Consider the following 20040-nt stretch of genomic DNA (forward strand, 5'->3'; position numbering starts at 1 on the left):
GGCCCTGGCGCGCCTCCGCCGCCCGGCGGCGGGCCGGGCCCCGACGGGGGCGGCGACCGTCCGCCGCCGCCCCCGCGCTGAGCTGGCTCAGACCTGGGCCAGACCGCCGTCGACGAACACCTCGCCGCCGGTCATGAAGCTGGAGTCCGACGAGGCCAGGAACGCGGCCACCGCGCCGGTCTCGGCCGGATCGCCCATGCGCCCCAGCACCGTCGAGGCGCCCATGGCGGCCACGCCGTCCTCGCCCAGCACCTCCTGCGCCAGCTCGGTGGTGATCGGGCCGGGCGACATCACGTTGACCCGAACGCCCGTGCCGCGCAGGTCCAGCGCCCAACTGCGCGCCAGGTTGCGCACGGCGGCCTTGGTGGCGCTGTAGATGCTGAAGGCCGGGGTGCCCATCACGCCGGTGCTGGAGCCGGTCAGGATGATCGAGCCGCCCTGCCCCATCAGCGGCAGCGCCTTCTGCACGGTGAACACCAGGCCCTTCACGTTGAGATCGAAGATCTGGTCGTAGTGCTCGACCGTGATCTCACCCAGCGGCGCGAACGATCCGGTGCCGGCGTTGGCCAGCAGGATGTCGAGCCCGCCGCGCTCGGCCTTCACCGTCTCGTACAGGCGATCCAGATCGGCCGCCTCGGTCACCGACCCGCGGACCGCCCGGGCGTTGGGGCCCAGTTCGCGCAGGGCCGCGTCCAGCGCCTCCTGCCGGCGGCCGAAGATGTAGACGAACGCGCCTTCCTCGACGAAGCGCTTGGCCGCGCCCAGGCCGATGCCGCTTGCGCCGCCGGTGATCACGGCGGTCTTGCCTTCAAGTCTGCTCATGTCTTGCCTCCTTCAGTGTGGCGGCAAGGGAGTTGGCGACCTACATACCTATCGACAAGTATGCACCTTTTGGTAAGTGCCCAGAAAGTTCGGATCCCGGAACCATGAGCGACGCTCCCCTCTGCGCGACCGGCTTCAGCTGCGGGCTGGACGCCACGCTTCGCGTGATCTCCGGCAAGTGGAAGCCGCTGATCCTCTATTTCCTGCTGCAGGGCCCCACCCGCTACGGCGAGTTGCGCCGGGCCGTGCGCGGCGTCAGCGATAAGGTGCTGATCCAGCAGCTCAAGGAACTGGAGGGCGACGACCTGGTCGTGCGCACCGACTACAAGGAGGTGCCGCCCAGGGTCGATTACAGCCTCACCCCGCTGGGGCTGAGCCTGACCAAGGCGCTGGAGCCGTTGTGCCTGTGGGGAACCGAGAACATGGCCGAAGTGGCCCGGGTGCTCGCCCAGCGCCAGAGCTGGCCGGGACGATCGGAGCCGGTCGGCTCGCCTTCAGCTTCTTGAGAACCGGGCCCCGGGCGTGACGGGCAGGGCATCGACCGCCGGACGGATGAGCCCAGACTCGGCGCCCGGTCACTTGGGTCCCGGATAAGCGCTACGCGCTTTCCGGGATGACGGGTGTAGGCGCTTCGATCTTTCGCGTCCGCCCCATCGGATACGGACGCTGGCCTGCGGCTCAGCCGGCCTTCTTCAGGTGGCGGGCGCGCAGCTTGGCGACGTTCGGCGGGTCGGCGCGGAAGTCCGAAGCCAGGCCCAGGCGCGCGTTGCACGAGGGGCAGCGCACGTGGTCGCTGTCGGCCAGTTCGACCGGCGGATCAAAGCGGGTGCCGCAGGGCTTGCACTTCCAGTCGCCGACGGCGGGCGGCGGCGGCGGGGCCGGCTCGGGGGTGACGACCTTGGCGGCCTTCTGCAGCCGCTCCAGCGGCGGCGGGCCGCCGGGCGCGGCGACGCCGCTCTTCAGGCTCAGGATCTTGCGGCGCGGGGGCTCGCTCTCGCTCATGACGCTCGACGATTTTGCGGACGGATCGACGCTAGCTGCATGATCGCGGCCGGAAACTCAAGCGCCGCGAGGTCGCGGCGCAAATCAAACGCCGGTCACCAATGCGGTTTGAGGCTGAACGAAAGGGCCACGACCGAGTCTTCCTGGGTCGCCATGCCCATGATCTGGTCCTTGGACTTGATCTCGCGGCGGATGTAGCCGACCGAGGCCTGCATCGGCCCGCGCCGCCAGCCCACGCCCGCCTGGGCGTCGCCGACCAGGCGGCTGCCCGTGTCGGAGGTGACGCCGGCCCGGGTCCAGTCGCCGTCCTGGCCGCGCAGAAGGTTCATGCCGACCAGCTGGCCGCTGGCGCCGGCGAACAGGTACCAGCGCCCGCGGTCGCCGAAGGTTTCGCTGCCGTCGCGCACGCCCAGGCCGCTGATCACCCGGTCCTCGACGCTCTTGCCGATGCGGACCATGCCGCCGGCCTCGGCCGAACCGCCGGCCCCGCCGAAGCCCAGGCCCGCATGGGGCGTGAAGTCGACGGCCAGCTTGCCGGCGCCGAACTTGACCGCCGCCGGCCAGCCGCGCGAGACGCTAACATCGACGCTATCGGCGTCGAAATTGGCCGCGCCGGGGCGCACCAGGCTGAGCGGTGCGCTCTGGGCCAGACGCGAGGAGCTGGCGACCGACACGCGCACGGAATCGACGCTGTGGCCGTTGTCGCCGACCACGTAGCTGCCCGAGCGCCAGCTGACCGGCCCGCGCTCGTTGTAATAGCGGTCGGCGTCCAGCAGGTTGGCGTCGCCATAGAGGCCCGCCGGCGACACCGAGAACAGCTCGCCCTCGGCCTCGACGGCCCGGGAGTCGGCCGGACGGGCGGCGAAGGCGGCGGCCGACGTCGGCGCGGCCTGCGACGGCTCGCGGCGGGTCAGATCCAGTTTCTGCAAGGTGGGCGTCAGAGTCGGCGCGGCGGCCGCCGGCTTGGCCGACGCCTTGCGCTTGCCCTTCCGGACAGCAGCTTCCGACGATGCCGCGGAAAGCGCCAGAGCGGCGCCGCAGCACGTCGCGATCGTCACGCAAACGATACGCATTGCGGATTCCCCAATCCCAATCCTGCCCACCGTATCCGCCTGATCGGATACGTCCACCGGGAAAACGCCGGCGTTCGGTGAACAGTCAGTGACTGTATTGGTTCCGCGCAAAGAAACAGCGGCGCGATGTGTCGCGCCGCTGTGGTTAATCGTCGCTGCCGCGCCCTAGCGCGCCCGCATCACTGGCAGGCCAGGCACTCTTCGTAGTCGGTCTTGGCCGGGGCGTCGAAGCCGCCGGCGGCCTCCTCGCCCTTGCCGTCGGCGCCGGCGTAGGCCGCGCGCTGAACCGACTTGGAGCGCAGGTAGTAGAGGCTTTTGACGCCGCGTTCCCAGGCCATCCAGTGCAGCATGTGCAGGTCCCACTTGTCGACGTCGCCCGGCAGGAAGACGTTGACCGACTGGCTCTGGCAGATTTCCGGCGTGCGGTCGGCGGCCAGTTCGACCACCCAGCGCTGATCCAGTTCGAAGGCGGTCTTGTAGACGTCCTTCTCGTCCTGGCTCAGGAACTCCAGGTGCTGGACCGAGCCTTCGTTCTCCAGGATCGAGCCCCAGACCACGTCGGTGTTCTGGCCCTTCTCCTCGAGCAGCTTCTCCAGGTAGGGGTTCTTCACCGCGAACGAGCCCGACAGGGTCTTGTGGGTGTAGATGTTGGCCGGGATCGGCTCGATGCCGGCGCTGGTGCCGCCGCAGATGATCGAGATCGAGGCCGTCGGGGCGATGGCCAGCTTGTGCGAGAAGCGCTCCATCGAGCCGCGGTCGGCGGCGTCGGGGCACGGGCCCTTCTCTTCACCGATCTTGATGCTGGCCTTGTCGGCCTCGCGGCGCAGGTGCTTGAACATCCGCATGTTCCAGCTCTTGGCCAGGGCGCTTTCGAACGGCACGTTCTGGCTTTGCAGGAACGAGTGGAAGCCCATCAAACCCAGGCCCACCGAACGCTCGCGCATGGCGGCGTAGGCGGCGGTCGAGGCCGCGTCCGGGGCGCGATCGATGAAGTCCTGCAGGACGTTGTCGAGGAAGCGCATGACGTCCTCGATGAAGGTCGGGTGATCGCGCCACTCCAGATAGGTCTCGGCGTTGACGCTGGAGAGGCAGCACACCGCGGTGCGCTCCTGGCCCAGGTGGTCGGTGCCGGTGTGCAGCATGATCTCGCTGCACAGGTTCGACTGGCGCACCTTCAGTCCCAGCTCGCGCTGGAACGAGGGCATGGCGCGGTTCACGCTGTCGGAGAAGATCAGGTAGGGCTCGCCGGTCTGCAGGCGCAGCTCGAGGATCTTCTGCCACAGGCCGCGGGCGTCGACTTCGCGCAGGACCTCGTTGGTCTTGGGCGAGCGCAGGCCGAACTTCTGGCCGTCGCGCACGGCGTGCATGAACTCGTCGGAGATCGAGATGCCGTGGTGCAGGTTCAGGGACTTGCGGTTGAAGTCGCCTGACGCCTTGCGGATCTCGAGGAACTCCTCGATTTCCGGGTGGTGGATGTCGAGATAGACGGCGGCCGAGCCGCGGCGCAGGGACCCCTGCGAGATCGCCAGCGTCAGGCTGTCCATCACGCGGATGAAGGGGATGATGCCCGAGGTCTGGCCCTGGCCCTTGACCTTCTCGCCGATCGAACGGACGCCGCCCCAGTAGGTGCCGATGCCGCCGCCGTTGGCCGCCAGCCAGACGTTCTCGTTCCAGACGCCCAGGATGCCGTCGAGGCTGTCGTTGACGGCGTTGAGGAAGCAGCTGATCGGCAGGCCGCGATCGGCGCCGCCGTTGCTGAGCACCGGGGTGGCCGGCATGAACCACAGGCGGCTCATGTAGTCGTAGACGCGCTGGGCGTGGTCGGCGTCGTCGGCGAAGGCCGTCGAGACGCGCGCGAACATGTCCTGGTAGGACTCGCCCGGCAGCAGATAGCGGTCTTCCAGCGTGGTCTTGCCGAAATCGGTCAGGAGCGCGTCGCGCGAGCGGTCCACCTGGACCTTGCGCACCAGCGCCAGGGCCGGACGCTCCTTGAAGGCCGACGCAGGGCGCGCGGCAGGTTGAATCTTGGTCGCTTCACCAGCGGTCATGAGCAGAACCCGTCCATTTACCATGCGCTTGCGAGAAGCCGTCCGCTTCCAGCGAAGCCGCTAGATATAGTAGGGCATTGCGCCCCCAGAGCCCATATATGGGGCCACAGGCGCCGCCGTTTCGTCAACGGCTTGTAACGCCTCCGAGGCGAGTTTTTCGTTAACAACCTGTGAACGCGTTGAGGTTCTCGGTGTGGATCAAGGGTTTGCCCACACCATAATTTTTCGCCGCGTCATCGCGCCGCACCGGCGTTAACGAAGCTCCGCGACCGGAGCGCCTGCCCACCCGTCGATTCCGGATTCTTCGGAAGGGTTCGGAGCAAAAAAGAGCGGGGATATTCCAACAGAGATCCCTCTCCCCCTGCGGGAGAGGGTGGCCCCGCAACGCGGGGTCGGGTGAGGGGTCAAAGGCCCTCTGAGCCGCGAAAACCGATCGACCGGGCGCGACGTCAGATTTCTGAGAAACCCCTTATCCGACGGCTGCGCCGCCACCTTCTCCCGCAAGGGGAGAAGGGGAGCCAGACTTGGCCAGACAGCAAAAGGCCCCGGAGTTTCCTCCGGGGCCTTCGCATTCGTCGGGAAGCCTAGAGCCTCCGTTCGGTCTCGATCTTAGAAGTTGATCGAGATGGTCGAACGGCGGTTCAGCGGTTCCTTCACGCCGTCGCCGGTGGCGACGGCCGGAGCGGTTTCACCCTTCCAGTCGACCGCCAGGGTCGATTGGGCGACGCCCAGACCGACCAGAGCGTCGGCCACGGCCTTCGCACGACGTTCCGACAGGCGGACGTTGTACTTCGGCGAGCCCGAGGTGTCGGTGTGACCGACGACCACCAGGCGGGTGGCCTTGCCGTCGTTGGCGTACTTGGCGGCTTCCGAAACCACCGACTGGGCTTCCGGCGTCAGCACGTACTGATCGAACGGGAAGTAGACGATGAATTCGCGCGCTTCGTACACCGGGGCCGGCGGAGGCGGCGGCGGGGGCGGAGGCGGCGGAGGCGGCGGGGGCGGAGGAGGCGGCGGCGGCGGCGGGGGCGGCGGCGGGGGCGGCGGAGCCGCGAACGAGTACCGCAGGCCGACCGTCAGCGACTGGTCCTTGTACTGGCCTTCGAAGGTGCCGGGCTGCAGAGCGCCAGAACCCGTCGACTTCCAGCTGTGGTCGTCGGTCGAGAAGTAACGGTAGGTGACGTCGAGCTTCAGCTTGTCGGTCGCCTTCCAGGCCAGACCGGCGATGCCCTGCCAGGCGATCGCGATGTCGTCGTCGTCGACGGTCAGGTTCTGGATGGCGGCTTGGCCGGCCGGAACGCCCGAGAACTGGCCCAGGGTGGTGACGTCGAGACGGTTGACGCCGAGGCCGGCGCCGACGAACGGGTTCAGCTTGGCGTCCGGAGCGAAGTCGTACAGGACGTTGAACATCAGCGACCACGACTCGATCGAGCCCGACGGCGAACCGCACTTCGGGTTCGCGGCGGTGCGCGTCACGCCCGGGGTGCAGAGGCCGATCGGCTGCTGACGGACGGGGTTGCCGCGGACGCCTTCCAGGTCGCCCGGACGGTAGCCGCCTTCGAGTTCAGCGCGCCAGTTCGGGGTGAACTGGTAGCCCAGACGCACGAAGCCGGCCCAATCGGACTCCGACTTCCAGGTCCAGTGATAGTGCTGACCGTCCGGAGCGTTGGCGTCCGACTCGCTGTTGACAGCCGTCGGCCAGTGGTAGCCGAGGTCGACCGCGCCATACCAGCCGGTCTCTTGGGCCGAAGCGCCCGACGCGGCGAACACCGCGGCCAGGGCGGCTCCCGCCAGGAGTTTGAGTTTCATATCAAGAGCCCTCTATTGCCCTGCACGGCCCAACGGCCGAGCATCGTTATACCAAGGCGCACGTCCCGCGAAAGTGTCGGCTCGGCAACACCGTCCAAAGTTTCACAGCGGCGGAGTCCCCCGCGACACCTCGCGGTCACGCCTTGCGAATTCCCCCCCGCCGAATCCGACGGCGTGGTCTCCTCGAAAGGCGCCCGCACCTCTCGGTTCGCACGCAAAGCGTTTCCGCGCAAGGCCTTCCGTAGCGTCCAGCCGGTCTTGAGGGCTGAAAAGCGACGCAAATAGTCAAGTTTTGAGCGCGGTGTCGGGATACCAACCGGGCGGGCCGGCGATCCCGGCCCCCTCGCCTCACCCCGCGTCGCGAAGACGGCGGCGGCGCCCGCCCAGGGCGTCCGGGCGGTTGAGCACCTTGCGATACTCGTCGCGACGCTCGTGGATCGAGGCGATCACCAGGCCCATCGGCACGCCGACATCGACCAGAACCGCCTCCGACAGCTGCAGCGAGGCCTCGATGGTCTCGGGCACGGCGTCGGTGGCGCCCAGCTCGTACAGGCGCGCGGCGTGGCGGGCGTCGCGGGCCCGGGCCACGATGGTCAGGTCGGGACGATGGCCCCGCGCGGCCTCGACCACCGCCTCGGCGGCTTCCGGACCGTCCATGGTGACCACCACCGCCCGGGCGTAGTCGAGGCCGCAGCGCTCCAGCAGCTCCACCCGCGCGGCGTCGCCGAAATAGACCCGGTGGCCGGCGCGGCGGCCCTGCTCGACCAGGCGCGGGTCGCGGTCGATGGCGATCCACGGCAGGTCGTGGCGGTCGAGCATCTCTCCGACCAGCCGGCCGACGCGGCCGAAGCCGACGACCAGCACCCGGCCCTTGGGCTCTTCCACCGACAGGTCGACGCCGTCCGGCGCCTCGGTGGTCTCGGCCGGCGCCTTGCGGCCGAGCCGCGCGCCGATCCCGGTCAGGACCGGGATCAGGAACATGGTCAGGGTGGCCGCGACCAGCACCGCCTGGCCGATGGCCGGTTCGACCACCTCGGCGTCCATGGCGTTGGCCAGCAGCACGAAGGCGAACTCGCCGCCGGCCGCCAGGGCCAGGGCCGCCTCGCCCGAGGCCCGGTTGGAGAGGCCGAACAGCCGGCCCAGGCCAAACACCATGGCGGCCTTGATCACCACCAGGCCCACCGCCGTGCCCAGCACCAGCACCGGCGAGGCGACCAGCAGCGACAGGTCCAGGCGAATGCCCAGCGACACGAAGAACAGCGACAGCAGAAGGCCCTTGAACGGCTCGATCTTGACCTCGACCTCGTGGCGATACTCGGTCTCGGCCAGCAGCACGCCGGCGACGAACGCGCCCAGCGCCATCGACAGGCCCGACAGCGAACTGACCAGGCCCGCGCTGATGATCACCAGCAGGCAGGCGGCCATGAACATCTCTTCGCTCTTGGCCTTGGCGACCGAGCGCATCATCGGACGCAGGGCCAGGCGGCCGACCAGCACGATGACGCCCAGGCCCAGGGCCGCCGGCAGCAGCGCCAGCAGGCCGCGGGCGTCGAACTCGCCATGCCCCCGGCCCAGGATCGCCAGGGTGATCAGGATCGGCGCCACCGCCAGGTCCTGGAACAGCAGCACCGAGAAGGTCGCCCGCCCGCCTTCGGCGTGCAGCCGCTTGCGCTCGGCCAGCACCGGCACGGCGATGGCGGTCGACGACAGGGTCAGGGCCGAGCCGATGGCCAGGGCCGCCACCGGCGTCTGGCCCAGCATCATCGCCACCGCGCCCAGCGCCAGCGAGCAGCCGATCACCTGGGCCGCGCCCAGGCCGAAGACGTACTTGCGCAGCAGGCGCAGCCGCTCCCACGACAGCTCCAGCCCGATCATGAACAGCAGGAACACCACCCCGAACTCGGCCAGCTGGCCGATCTCGTCGGGATTGTCGACGGTGACGTAGTCGAGCCACGGGGCGACGCCGATCAGGCGGCCCAGGCCGAACGGCCCCAGGATCACGCCGGCCAGCAGGAAGCCGAGGATGGGATTGATGCGAAGGCGCTTGAACAGCGGCGCGACGATCCCGGCCGTGGCCAGGAACAGGACCAGATCCTTGTAGTCCGCCGGTGAAACCTCGTGGTTCAACGCCCCCGCCCCTCCTCGATCAGGTTTCTGTCCTAGTCCACGACCATCTTAAGCCGCACGCCCGGTCCCGGCTCGCCGGTCTCCGCGCCCGGGATCAGCACCGCGCCGCCCGCTTCCAGCGCCTCGATGAGGAGCCTTTCGGTGCTATGGTGCAAGGCGTGGCGCTCGGTCTCGAAGTCCTTGACCGTGCTGCGCGACACCCCCGCCTTGTCCGCGAGCTCGCCTTGCGACCAGTTGAGCAGCCCGCGGGCGCCCCGACACTGGGCAGGAAGGAGAATTTTTGCGTGTGGCATCTGGAATCCCACGGGCTCGTCACCCATAATGGGTGAGTACGCCCGAAAAAGATGACCGTCAAGGAGGCCCTTTGCACCACACCTCGCTGATCGCCACCATCGTCGCGGGCCTGGGCCTGGCTTTCGTCTTCGGCGCGCTCGCCAATCGGTTGAAGCTGCCGGTGCTGGTCGGCTACCTGCTGGCCGGGGTCATCGTCGGGCCGTTCACGCCGGGCTACGTCGCCGACCAGGAACTGGCCCCGCAGCTGGCGGAGATCGGGGTCATCCTGCTGATGTTCGGGGTGGGCCTGCACTTCTCGGTCAAGGACCTGATGGCGGTGCGCAAGATCGCCATCCCCGGCGCGGTGGCCCAGATCACCGCCGCCACCCTGATGGGCGTGGGCCTGGCCGTGGCGCTGGGCTGGGGCTGGGGGCCGGGCGTGGTGTTCGGCCTGGCCTTGTCGGTGGCCTCGACCGTGGTGCTGCTGCGCGCCCTGCAGGAGCGCCGGCTGATCGAGACCGACCGCGGCCGCATCGCCGTCGGTTGGCTGATCGTCGAGGACCTGGCCATGGTGCTGGCCCTGGTGCTGCTGCCGGCGCTGTCGGGCGTGCTGGGCGGAACCGCCCCGGCCCACGCCTCGGGCGGCATCCTGGGCGCCTTCGCCCTGACCATCGGCAAGGTCGCCGCCTTCGTCGCCTTCATGCTGATCGTCGGCCGCCGGGTCATCCCGTGGATCCTGCACCGCATCGCCCACACCGGCTCGCGCGAGCTGTTCCGCCTGGCGGTGCTGGCCATCGCCCTTGGGGTGGCGTTCGGCTCGGCCGCGCTGTTCGGCGTCTCGTTCGCGCTGGGCGCCTTCTTCGCCGGCATGATCATGGCCGAGAGCGAGCTGTCGCATCAGGCCGCCAACGAGACCCTGCCCCTGCGCGACGCGTTCGCGGTGCTGTTCTTCGTCTCGATCGGCATGCTGTTCGACCCGATGGTGCTGCTGCGCGAGCCGCTGGCGGTGCTGGCCACCGTGGCGATCATCGTGCTGGGCAAGTCGGTCGCTGCCTACTTCATCGTCGTGGCCTTCAAGCGCCCCAAGAGCGTGGCCCTGACCATCTCGGTTAGCCTGGCCCAGATCGGCGAGTTCTCGTTCATCCTGGCGGGCCTTGGCGTGTCGCTGAAGCTGCTGCCGCCGGAGGGCCGCGACCTGATCCTGGCCGGCGCCATCCTGTCGATCCTGATCAACCCGCTGCTGTTCGCCTGGCTGGACAAGGCGCTGGTCAAGGTCTCGGCCAAGGAGGGCGCCAGCGAGCCGGTGGCCGCCGCCGCCCAGCCGCACGCGGTGCTGGTCGGCTACGGCCGGGTGGGCAAGGCCGTGGCCGAGGGCCTGCGCAACCGCACGCCGCTGGTGGTCATCGAGGACGAGGTCGAGCGCGCCGCCGAGCTGCGCGAGGCAGGCTACGAGGTGGTGCAGGGCAACGCCGTGCGCCCCGAGGTGCTGATGAAGGCGGGCCTGGACAAGGCCACCCACGTCTTCGTGGCGGTGCCCAGCCCCTTCGAGGCGGCGCGGATCATCGAGCAGGCCCGCGCGGCCAATCCCGACGCCCGCATCATCGCCCGCGCCTACACCGACGCCGACGTCGAGCTGCTGGGCCAGATGGGCGCCACCGAAGCCCTGATCGGCGAGCAGGAGATCGCCCGCGGGATGCTCCAGCGCGCCCCGAGGCGCCAGCCGCCGCCGGCCCCGGCGCATTAAAGACCCTCCCCCTCCTGGGGGAGGTGGCCCGGAGGGCCGGAGGGGGGACGTTTTCAGCCGCCGGAGAGGCGGCCGGTTTCGCAGCCCCTCCCCTCTCCGTCGGCTTCGCCGACACCTCTCCCTTCAGGGAGAGGGTCCTTGAAACAGAAACGCCGCGACAGCCGATCAGCTGTCGCGGCGTTCTGCGTCTGAGAAACCCCTCATCCGTCGGCTATCGCCGACACCTTCTCCCACAAGGGGAGAAGGATCATGGTCATTCCTTCTTGTGCTTCCGCTCCGCCGCGCGGCGCGAGAGCATGTTCAGGCCCTCGACGCCGGCCGAGAAGGCCATGGCGGTGTAGATGTAGCCCTTGGGCACGTGCACCCCGAAGCCCTCGGCGATCAGCACGGTGCCGATCATCAAGAGGAAGCCCAGGGCCAGCATGACCACGGTCGGGTTGGCGTTGATGAAGTTGCCCAGCGGGTCGGCGGCCAGCAGCATCACGGTCACGGCGGCGATCACGGCGATGACCATGATCGGCAGGTGGTCGGTCATGCCCACGGCGGTCAGGATCGAGTCGATCGAGAACACCAGGTCCAAGAGGATGATCTGGAAGATCGCCGCGCCGACGTTCGAGATCACGACGCCCGTCTTGTCGAGCACGTCGTTGCTCTCGTGCTTGGGGTCGACCGTGTGGTGGATCTCCTTGGTGGCCTTCCAGATCAGGAACAGGCCGCCGGCGATCAGGATCAGGTCGCGCCAGGAGAAGGCCGTCTCGAAGGCCGGCTCGCCGTGGCTGCCCAGCGGGCCGACGATGCCCAGGTTGAAGACCGGGGCGGTCAGGCCGACGATGAAGGCGATGGTCGACAGCAGCGCCAGGCGCATGATCAGCGCCAGCGAGATGCCGATGCGGCGCACACGCTGGCGATGCTCGGGCGGCAGCCGGTTCGACAGGATCGAGATGAAGACCAGGTTGTCGATCCCGAGGACGATTTCCATGGTCACCAGGGTGACGAGGGCGGCCCAGGCGCCCGGGTCGGTGGCGAGTTGAAGGAGTTCGTTCATGGGTCCCGGTTAGGCTGAGTGAGAATTGAGCAGGTCCCAGCCCGTCGCAGAGCCCGCCGCGGTCGCCAAACGGCGATCGGCGAATTGCGGCGAAACTCGGACACGGAAGAAGCAGATATGCCTGACGCCGCCCATATCAAGCCCCTAACCGCTTTGCGGTTTTTCGCCGCCTTCTGGGTGGTGATGTACCACTACTGGCCAAACCTCGCCGTGGACGGAACGGTTCCCGGCGTCGTGGCCAAGGGCTACCTGGGCGTCGAGGCCTTCTTCATCCTGTCGGGCTTCATCCTCTGCCACGTCTATCTGACGGCTTTCGGCGAGGGCCGGTTCGGCTATGGCGGCTTCCTGTGGAACCGGCTGGCGCGAGTCTATCCGCTGCACCTCTTCACCCTGGCGGGCGTGGGCCTGATGGCGGTCGCCGCCGGGATCGCCGGCATTGCCGTCGACAAGAACATGCTGGCCTGGGACGCCCTGCCGGCCAACCTGCTGCTGGTTCAGGCCTGGGGTTTCGCGCCGGTGTCGGGCTGGAACCACCCCTCGTGGTCGATTTCGGCCGAGTGGTTCGCCTATCTCAGCTTCCCGGCCTTCGCCTTCGTCGCCTGGAAGCTGCGGCAGCGGCCGCTGGTGCTGCTGGGCGCGGCCCTGCTGGTGATCGCCGGGCTCTATCCGGCCTTCGAGAAGCTGGCCGGATTTTCGCTGACCGAGGCCACGATCCGCTGGGGCGCCCTGCGCATCGTGCCGTGCTTCTTCTACGGCTGCGCGCTCTACACCCTGTGGAAGAACCAGGACCTGAGCCTTCGCGGCGCGGGAATCGGCGCCGCTTTCGCGGGCCTCCTGCTGCTCGCTACAGTGCAGCTCCAGGCGCCCGATGCGTTGATCGTGACCATTTTGGGCGGATTTATTCTATCCCTGGCGCGCCTGGCCAAGGCCGGTTCGACCTTCGCTTCGCAAAGCATGTTCGTGTATTTGGGCGAGATCAGCTACTCGACCTACATGATCTGCATCCCGTGGAAGATCCTGGCGATCAACGGCGCAGCAAAGCTCTTGAACATAGAGGGCGACAAACTGCCGCTGGCCGTCTGGGCGTTAATCGTCGCAGCCTTGGTTCCACTGTCGGCGGCGTCGTATCACCTGGTGGAAAAGCCGGCCCGAGACTTCATGAAGTCTGTGGCCAAGCGACGCCGTAGCGCGGCCGCAACCGCCACTGTGGCCTAATAAACACTCTTTTCATATTTTTCCGTCAGGGTTATCCCCCTACCCAGTGACGCGGGGGAGTACCCAAGCATGACGAAACGGAAGAGAGCCCTTTGGGGTTCCCTGGCCGCTGCGGCCATGATCAGCCTCGCGCCGATCTCGAGCGCCGTGGCCGACGGTTACTGGCAGTGCGTCCCCTTCGCCCGCCTGATGTCGGGCATCCAGATCTTCGGCGACGCCCGCACCTGGTGGGGCCAGGCCACCGGCAAGTACGAGACCGGTTTCACGCCCAAGGCCGGCGCCGTCCTCTGCTTCAAGCCCACCGGCCGCATGAACCTCGGCCACGTCGCCTTCGTTTCGCAGGTGCTGACCGACCGGGTGATCCAGGTCACCCACGCCAACTGGTCCGTCATGAACGGTGCCCGCGGCCAGGTCGAGAAGGACGTCACCGTCGTCGACGTCTCGCCCGCCGGCGACTGGAGCCAGGTCAAGGTCTGGTACGACCCGATCCGCGATCTGGGCACCACGGTCTATCCGACCCACGGCTTCATCTATCAGAACCAGCAGGCGATCACGATCGCCGCGGCCACCAGCAAGCTGGCGCTCGCCCAGAACGCCGCCGTGTCGCTGGCCAAGCAGGCCGCCAACCAGGTCGCCTCGTCGGTCCGCGCCAACCCGCTGGACATGATCAACCAGGCCGCCGACTCCACCGACCGCATCGCCGCCCTGATCGCCGCCGCCCAAGGCGACGACAAGCAGGCTCAGCAGCCGCGCTGATCTCCACATCGATCGACGCCCAGGTGCGTTGACGCGACCCAAAGCCCCTGCCACACCCGTGAGGTGAAGGTCCGGGTCGATCCATGCTGAGAGTTCTCCGACAAGGTGCCCCGGGCTTCGAGCCGGGCGGCCATACGCCCGACTGGCGGCTGCCGACCGACGCCGTCTGGATCGAGCTCGTCGACCCCACCCGCGCCGAGGAAGTGGCCGTCGAGCAGTCGATCGGCCTGCTGCTGCCCACCCGCGAGGAAATGGCCGAGATCGAGGCCTCCTCGCGCCTCTACCAGGAGGACGGCGGCACCTTCATGACCGCCACGATCCTGGTCAACGCCGAGGGCGAGCTGCCCACGGCCGCGCCGGTGACCTTCGTGCTGGCCGGCGACAAGCTGGTGACCATCCGCTACGTCGAGCCCCGCGCCTTCTCGGTGTTCGCCGCCCAGGCTGAGCGCCAGCCCAGCCTCTGCCCGCACGGCCCGCAGACCTTCCTTGGCCTGCTGGACGCCATCGTCGACCGCACCGCCGACATTCTCGAGCGCACCGCCGGCGAGGTCGAGGCCCAGTCGCGCACCATCTTCAGCCGCCCGCGCGGCGCGGCCTTCGAAAAGATCCTCAGCCGCCTGGGCCGGGCGCAGAACGTCAACGCCAAGGCCCGCGACAGCCTGGTCAGCCTGGCGCGCCTGCTGTCGTTCGCCAGCCTCGCCGAGCAGTTCGAGGGCGACAAGGACCTGCGCGACCACCTCAAATCGCTGCAGCGCGACGTGCAGTCGATCACCGACCATTCCAGCTACCTGTCGGGCAACATCACCTTCCTGCTCGACGCGGCGCTGGGCTTCATCAACATCGAGCAGAACCAGATCTTCAAGATCTTCTCGGTGTTCTCGGCCGTGTTCCTGCCGCCGACCCTGATCGCCGGCATCTACGGGATGAACTTCGAGCACATGCCTGAACTGCGCTGGATGGAGGGCTATCCGATGGCGCTGGGGCTGATGCTGGCCGCGGCCCTGTTCCCGCTGATCTGGTTCCGCCGAAAAGGCTGGCTGTGACTTGTTTCACAGCCGCAAAACAAACCGTTCCTTAAGCGGAGCTTCGGCATAAACGGCCGGAACACTTGATAAAAACACCGATGTCGCCCCTTCCCGCCCCTTCGCCGCAGAGCCTGATCCGCAAGGCTCCCGCCGCCGCCGTCAAGGCCGCGGTGGAGGCGCACGCGCGGTACCTCAAGGGCCTGCCGGCCGGGCGGCGCGCGACCCTGGCCTATCTGGACCTGTCGCACTTCGAGCTGGACGGCGCGGACCTGTCCGAGGCCGACCTGACCGGCGCGCTGTTGGCCGGGGCCTCGCTGCGCGGCGCGGTGCTGGACAGGGCGGTGCTGTACGGCGCGGACCTGCGCGACGCCGACCTGCGCGGCGCGCGCCTGACCCGGGTCGACATGCGCGGAGCCTATCTGCGCGGGGCCAACCTGTCGGGCGCCGACCTCTCCAGCTGCGACCTGCGCGAGGGGCTGACGGCCGTGCAGGACGGGGCCGAGGGCTTCCGCCTGCTGCGCCACGCCGAGGACGGCGCCGGCCTCGACTACGCCCTCTTGAAGGGCGCCAAGATGAGCGGGGCCCAGATGTCAGGCGCCTTCGCCCGCGCCGCCGACCTGACCGACGCCGACCTGTCGGGCGCCACGCTGTCGGGCGCACGGCTGAACAACGCCACGATGAACCGGGTCGACCTGACCAACGCCGAGATCTTCGGGGCCGACCTGTCGGGCGCCCTGCTGCGCCGCGCGGTGCTGACCGGCGTCGACACTTCCGGCGCCAATCTCGAGGACGCCGACCTGGCCGAGGTGCTGCGCGCCCCGCCGCCGCTGATCTATGTCGACGACCAGCCGCTGCACGAGCTTCTGGAAGCCCACGAGGCGTTCTGCGCCAGCAGCGGCGCCAAGGGTCGGGCGGCCAGCATCCCGCAGGTCGACTTCCGCCCCCTGCGCCGCCTGAAGGGCCGCAAGCTGAGCGGCCTTTCCGCCCCCGGCGCGATCTTCTTCGGCATGGACCTGGAGGGCGTCGAACTGCAGGGCGCCAACCTCGTCGGCGCCGACCTGCGCGGGGCCAACCTGCGCAAGGCCGACCTGCGCGGCGCGCGTCTGGCCGACGCCGACCTGGCCCGCGCCGACCTGACGGGCGCCAAGCTGGGACCGCTGGTCATCGGCGAGGGCCGCGCCCTGCGCGCCGACCTGACCCGCGCGGTGCTGCGCGGCGCCAACCTGTCTGGGGCCAGCGCCGCCCGCGCCCGCCTGATCGGCGCGGACCTGTCGCGCGCCAACCTTTCCGGCTGCGACCTGCGCGGCGCGGAGCTGCCCGAGGGCCTCGTCGCCAAGTGAACCTTCTCCCCTTGCGGGAGAAGGTGGCGGCCGAAGGCCGACGGATGAGGGGTCGAAAGGCCTCTCCACAAACTTCTGAGAGACCCCTCACCCGACCTCGTTCCGCGAGGCCACCCTCTCCCGCAGGGGGAGAGGGGCGCCGGAATACCTTTTCCGACTTTCCTTATTGCGCCCACCCGCTACACGAAGGCCCTCGCACACGAACCGGAGGGCGCGATGGGATTTCGAGGGCTTGTGACGGCCGCGGCTCTGGCCGCCCTGGTTCCCGCCCTCGCGCTGGCCCAGCCGCGCCTGGCCCCCGCTCCCGAAACGTCCGCCCTGACGCCCCTGCCCGCGCTGGCCGGCGGCCGCGTCGTCGCCGGGCCGGAAGGCTGGACCTACCAGTGGCCCAGCGCCCGCTTCGAGGCCGCCTTCGCGGGCGAGACGGTGCTGTTCAAGGTCGGGGCCGGCGACCAGATCCTGCACCTCTCCATCGACGGCGCGCCGGTCGGCCGGCTGGTCAAGCCTGCCCCCGGCCTCTACCGCATCGAGGGCCTGGCCAACGGCCGTCACCTGGTGCGCGCCAGCGTCGTCAACGAGATGCAGGCCGCCCCAGCCCGCTTCGGCGGCTTCTTCCTGGACGGCGGCCAGGCGCAGTCCCTCCCCTTGCCCCTGGCCGCGCCCCGTCGCCAGATCGAGTTCATCGGCGACTCCCACAGCGTCGGCTATGGCGACGCCTCCGACGTCCGCGCCTGCCCGGGCGACGGCGTGTGGATGACCACCGACAACTCCATCGCCTTTGGCCCCCTCACCGCCCAGCGCTTCGGCGCCGAGCGCCAGGTCAACGCCATCTCCGGCCGGGGTATCGTGCGCAATTTCGACGGCATGGGCGGCGACACCCTGCCGACCGCCTGGCCCAAGGCCCTGCTGGGCGACGCCCCCGGCTACCGCGACGACAACTGGCGACCGCAGGTGGTGGTGATCAACCTGGGCACCAACGACTTCTCCACGCCGCTGAAGGCCGGCGAGCGGTGGAAGGACCGCCGGGCCCTGCGCGACGACTACGTGGCCGCCTACGCCCGCTTCGTGCGCGACATCCGCGCCCGCCAGCCCCAGGCCTTCGTGATCCTGCTGGCCCCGCCCAGCGCCGAAGGCGAGATCGCCGCCCAGGTCGACCGCGTCGCCGAGGCGCTGAAGGCCGACGGCGAGACCCGCCTGGCCGTCATTCCGGTGGGCGAGATGGAGCTGACCGGCTGCGACTGGCACCCCTCGGCCCGCGACCAGCAGGGGATTTCCGCCCGCCTGTCGGCCTTCCTCGATCAGCGGCCGGAGATCTGGCAGGGACGCTGATCGCGGCGCTTGACGAGGCCCCTCGGCGCGCCTCAACCTTGAGTGATGAACGCGCGTACCCTCCTGGCCCTGTCCGTCGCCGGCGCCGCCCTGCTGGGCGGCGGGGCCCTGGCCGTCTCGGCCGTCTCCAAGCCCGTCGCCCCGCCGAACCTGAGCAGCGAACTGGCGGCCTTCCGCGACGTGTGCGTCGCGCCGGCCTCGCACCTCGAGATCCGCCGCAAGGTCCGCGCCACCGGCTGGACGGCCATGGATCCCAAGGCCGCCCCGCCGCTGCTGGCCGGCATCGGCGCCAGCGACATCCAGGAGATCCGCACCGGAACGATCGCCGGCCGCCCGGCCATGCTGATGGTCAGCAACCTGGGCGGAACCTCCGAGTGCCGCCTCTATCTGCAGCCCGCCGATCCGGCCGCCACCGTCGCCCGGCTGAAGGCCGAGCCGGTGCTGGGCTCGCCGCTGGGCGAGCCCGACTTCGAAGACATGATGAACTATCCCGCTGGCTGGAAGGCCATCGGCTGGCATCGCAGCAACGCCGGCGGCTGGCGCACCGTGCACTACAGCTTCGACCCCGACGGCCAGGGCCCCAACGCCGGCTGGCAGGCGATCGAGATCACCCGCAAGATCTGATGCGAGGCGGGGTCAGATCCCCGCCTTGATCGGCGCCAGGTCCGGATAGACCGGTTCGCGCTTGCCGGCCTTGGCGGCGAAGGCCTCTGCCATGTGCGGCCCCGCCAGCATGCCCGACTGCCAGACCGCCAGGTAGTCCAGCGTGTCGGCCACCGAATGGTCGCGGGCGTAGTTGATGATCACCTTGCTGCCGGTCACCGCCAGCGGCGTCTTGCCGGCGATCTCGCGGGCGGTCTCCAGGGCGTGGGCGACCACGGCCTCATGGCTGTCGAACACGGCGTTGACGAGGCCCAGCTCCAGGGCCTTCTGCGCCGGCAGCTTGCGGCCGGTATAGGCCAGCTCCTTGACCCAGCCCTCGGGGATCAGGTTGCACAGGCGCGGGAAGGTGCCGACGTCGGCGGTCATGCCGATGTTGATCTCCTGGATCACGAAATAGGCGTCGGCCGTGGCGTAACGGATGTCGCAGGCGGTGGCGAAGTCGACCGCGCCGCCGATGCAGCCGCCCTGGATGGCCATGATCACCGGCATCCGCGCCCGCTCCAGGCACGAGAAGGTCTCCTGCAGCCCCTTGACCTTGTGGCGGAAGGCCTCGGCGGCCACGTGGCGGTCGACGGGCTCGCCGCCGGTGACGCCCTCGTCGGCGAACACCGAAAGATCCATGCCCGCGCTGAAGTGCTTGCCGGTCGAGGAGATGACGATGGCCCGCACGCCGCCACGCCTGTCGAGGTCGTTCACGATCGCCGGCAGCTCGCGCCAGAACGAACGCGTCATGCTGTTGAAGCTTTCCGCCCTTATCAGCTTGAGGTGAGCGACGCCCGCTTCGACCTCTACCTTAAAGCAGCTATAGTCGGACGGTGTTTCATTACCCATCGTCGCCTCCCTTATCATTGTTCACCTGAACGATAGCACGGGCGGCGGCGGCGACGTCAAATCCGGCGGACGCATCGTCCTTTCCCCAGAGGACGACGATCCGCCCCGCGCAAGGAGCCACGTCATGAGCAAGTCCATCCCCGCCGCCCTGTCGATCGCCGCCCTGCTGGGTGCGGGCCTGGCCGCGCCCGCCCCCGCCCTGGCCCAGGGCAAGCCGCTGGGCGGCCTGTTCTCGTGCGACGCCAGCGGCGGCAAGCAGGAGGGCGGCGCCCTGATCGGGGCCGGCGTCGGCGCCCTGCTGGGCACCCAGGTGGCCAAGAACGAGAAGGGCCTGGGCGCCCTGGTCGGCGCGGCCGCCGGCGCGGCGGCGGGCTCGTACATCGGCTGCCGCATGCAGTCGACCGACACCGCCCGCGCCCAGGCCGCCACCAAGAAGGCGCTGGAAACCGGCCAGTCGCAGGCCTGGAGCAACCCCCGCACCGGCGCCTCGGGCCGCATCGACGTGGTGGCCTCGACCTACGGCCCGCCGATCGCCGGCGACCAGCTGCGCTTCGAGCGCAACATCCGTCAGCTCGCCAGCTACGACGCCGTCGGCGCCGACTACACCGTCCGCTCGACCGCCAACCTGCGCGCCGGTCCGTCGACCAGCGAGAGCGTGGTCGGCAAGCTGTCGGCCGGCGAGCGCGTCGAGGTGCTGGGCGGCGTGCCCGGCTCCAACTGGCTGCTGGTCGGCCGCGGCGGCTACGGGACGGGTTACGTGTCGAGCAGCCTGCTGACCGCCAGCGGCTACGGCCCCGAGCCGTCGTGCCGCACCATCGCCGCCCAGATCTCGACCCGCGGCCAGCGCCCGGCCACCGAGCGCTACAACGCCTGCAAGGACGGCCGCGGCGAGTGGCAGCTGACGCAGGTCTGATGGCCGCACGCCTCTCCCGCCCGGC

The 20040-nt window shown here is 69.3% G+C and carries 18 protein-coding genes; 9 read left to right on the top strand and 9 right to left on the bottom strand.

What is annotated here, in order from left to right; genetic code table 11:
• Positions 1 to 87: 87 nt before the first annotated feature.
• Positions 88 to 822 carry an SDR family NAD(P)-dependent oxidoreductase gene (locus AC1DCG_RS12600; RefSeq protein WP_165261057.1) on the bottom strand — a complete coding sequence of 245 codons (735 nt, stop codon included), beginning with the start codon at positions 820 to 822 and terminating at the stop codon, positions 88 to 90.
• 104 nt (positions 823 to 926) lie between these two features.
• Here AC1DCG_RS12600 and AC1DCG_RS12605 point away from each other — a divergent pair, with 104 nt between their 5' ends.
• A complete protein-coding gene (locus AC1DCG_RS12605; protein WP_165261060.1) occupies positions 927 to 1328 on the top strand; it encodes a winged helix-turn-helix transcriptional regulator in 402 nt (133 codons plus the stop codon).
• 172 nt (positions 1329 to 1500) lie between these two features.
• Here the strand turns inward: AC1DCG_RS12605 and AC1DCG_RS12610 are convergent, their stop codons facing one another.
• The 6 genes from AC1DCG_RS12610 to AC1DCG_RS12635 all read right to left on the bottom strand — a co-directional run bounded on the left by AC1DCG_RS12610 (position 1501) and on the right by AC1DCG_RS12635 (position 9174).
• Positions 1501 to 1824 (bottom strand): FmdB family zinc ribbon protein, encoded by a 324-nt coding sequence (locus AC1DCG_RS12610; RefSeq protein ID WP_165261062.1) that lies wholly within the window; start codon positions 1822 to 1824, stop codon positions 1501 to 1503.
• 95 nt (positions 1825 to 1919) lie between these two features.
• Complete coding sequence (locus AC1DCG_RS12615) at positions 1920 to 2897, bottom strand: lipid A-modifier LpxR family protein (RefSeq protein ID WP_477029335.1); 978 nt, start codon at positions 2895 to 2897, stop codon at positions 1920 to 1922.
• 179 nt (positions 2898 to 3076) lie between these two features.
• Positions 3077 to 4951: a ribonucleoside-diphosphate reductase subunit alpha gene (locus tag AC1DCG_RS12620; RefSeq protein WP_165261365.1), complete on the bottom strand. Its 1875-nt coding sequence runs from the start codon at positions 4949 to 4951 to the stop codon at positions 3077 to 3079.
• A 603-nt stretch (positions 4952 to 5554) separates the two neighbouring features.
• Positions 5555 to 6754 carry an OmpA family protein gene (locus AC1DCG_RS12625; RefSeq protein ID WP_165261068.1) on the bottom strand — a complete coding sequence of 400 codons (1200 nt, stop codon included), beginning with the start codon at positions 6752 to 6754 and terminating at the stop codon, positions 5555 to 5557.
• A 348-nt stretch (positions 6755 to 7102) separates the two neighbouring features.
• Complete coding sequence (locus AC1DCG_RS12630) at positions 7103 to 8881, bottom strand: cation:proton antiporter domain-containing protein (RefSeq protein ID WP_477029334.1); 1779 nt, start codon at positions 8879 to 8881, stop codon at positions 7103 to 7105.
• Positions 8882 to 8913: 32 nt separating this feature from the next.
• Positions 8914 to 9174, bottom strand: a complete 261-nt coding sequence (locus AC1DCG_RS12635) for a helix-turn-helix domain-containing protein (RefSeq protein ID WP_165261367.1) — start codon at positions 9172 to 9174, stop codon at positions 8914 to 8916.
• A gap of 71 nt (positions 9175 to 9245) precedes the next feature.
• On the opposite strand from AC1DCG_RS12635, the gene ybaL reads away from it, so the two are divergent.
• The gene (ybaL, locus tag AC1DCG_RS12640; protein ID WP_477037272.1) at positions 9246 to 10898 is read left to right on the top strand and encodes a YbaL family putative K(+) efflux transporter; all 1653 of its coding nucleotides are present in this window, start codon (positions 9246 to 9248) and stop codon (positions 10896 to 10898) included.
• 253 nt (positions 10899 to 11151) lie between these two features.
• Here the strand turns inward: ybaL and AC1DCG_RS12645 are convergent, their stop codons facing one another.
• Entirely contained in the window at positions 11152 to 11943 is a 792-nt protein-coding gene (locus AC1DCG_RS12645; RefSeq protein ID WP_477029332.1) for a TerC family protein, read from the bottom strand.
• 117 nt (positions 11944 to 12060) lie between these two features.
• Here AC1DCG_RS12645 and AC1DCG_RS12650 point away from each other — a divergent pair, with 117 nt between their 5' ends.
• The 6 genes from AC1DCG_RS12650 to AC1DCG_RS12675 all read left to right on the top strand — a co-directional run bounded on the left by AC1DCG_RS12650 (position 12061) and on the right by AC1DCG_RS12675 (position 18232).
• The gene (locus tag AC1DCG_RS12650; RefSeq protein ID WP_477029331.1) at positions 12061 to 13158 is read left to right on the top strand and encodes an acyltransferase family protein; all 1098 of its coding nucleotides are present in this window, start codon (positions 12061 to 12063) and stop codon (positions 13156 to 13158) included.
• 69 nt (positions 13159 to 13227) lie between these two features.
• Entirely contained in the window at positions 13228 to 13914 is a 687-nt protein-coding gene (locus AC1DCG_RS12655; RefSeq protein WP_165261081.1) for a CHAP domain-containing protein, read from the top strand.
• Positions 13915 to 13997: 83 nt separating this feature from the next.
• Positions 13998 to 14957, top strand: coding sequence for a magnesium/cobalt transporter CorA (gene corA / locus AC1DCG_RS12660; protein ID WP_477036944.1), 960 nt, complete (start codon positions 13998 to 14000; stop codon positions 14955 to 14957).
• An 80-nt stretch (positions 14958 to 15037) separates the two neighbouring features.
• The gene (locus AC1DCG_RS12665; protein ID WP_477029329.1) at positions 15038 to 16279 is read left to right on the top strand and encodes a pentapeptide repeat-containing protein; all 1242 of its coding nucleotides are present in this window, start codon (positions 15038 to 15040) and stop codon (positions 16277 to 16279) included.
• A gap of 234 nt (positions 16280 to 16513) precedes the next feature.
• Positions 16514 to 17608: an SGNH/GDSL hydrolase family protein gene (locus tag AC1DCG_RS12670; RefSeq protein ID WP_477029328.1), complete on the top strand. Its 1095-nt coding sequence runs from the start codon at positions 16514 to 16516 to the stop codon at positions 17606 to 17608.
• 45 nt (positions 17609 to 17653) lie between these two features.
• Complete coding sequence (locus tag AC1DCG_RS12675; protein WP_477029327.1) at positions 17654 to 18232, top strand: hypothetical protein; 579 nt, start codon at positions 17654 to 17656, stop codon at positions 18230 to 18232.
• A gap of 12 nt (positions 18233 to 18244) precedes the next feature.
• Here AC1DCG_RS12675 and AC1DCG_RS12680 read toward each other — a convergent pair whose 3' ends face one another.
• A complete protein-coding gene (locus tag AC1DCG_RS12680) occupies positions 18245 to 19102 on the bottom strand; it encodes a crotonase/enoyl-CoA hydratase family protein (protein ID WP_477029326.1) in 858 nt (285 codons plus the stop codon).
• Between the two features lie 124 nt (positions 19103 to 19226).
• Between AC1DCG_RS12680 and AC1DCG_RS12685 the strand changes: the two genes are divergently transcribed.
• Positions 19227 to 20015, top strand: a complete 789-nt coding sequence (locus AC1DCG_RS12685) for an SH3 domain-containing protein (RefSeq protein WP_165261093.1) — start codon at positions 19227 to 19229, stop codon at positions 20013 to 20015.
• The last annotated feature ends 25 nt before the right edge of the window (positions 20016 to 20040 follow it).

It is taken from the genome of Caulobacter sp. 10L414 (assembly GCF_056395525.1).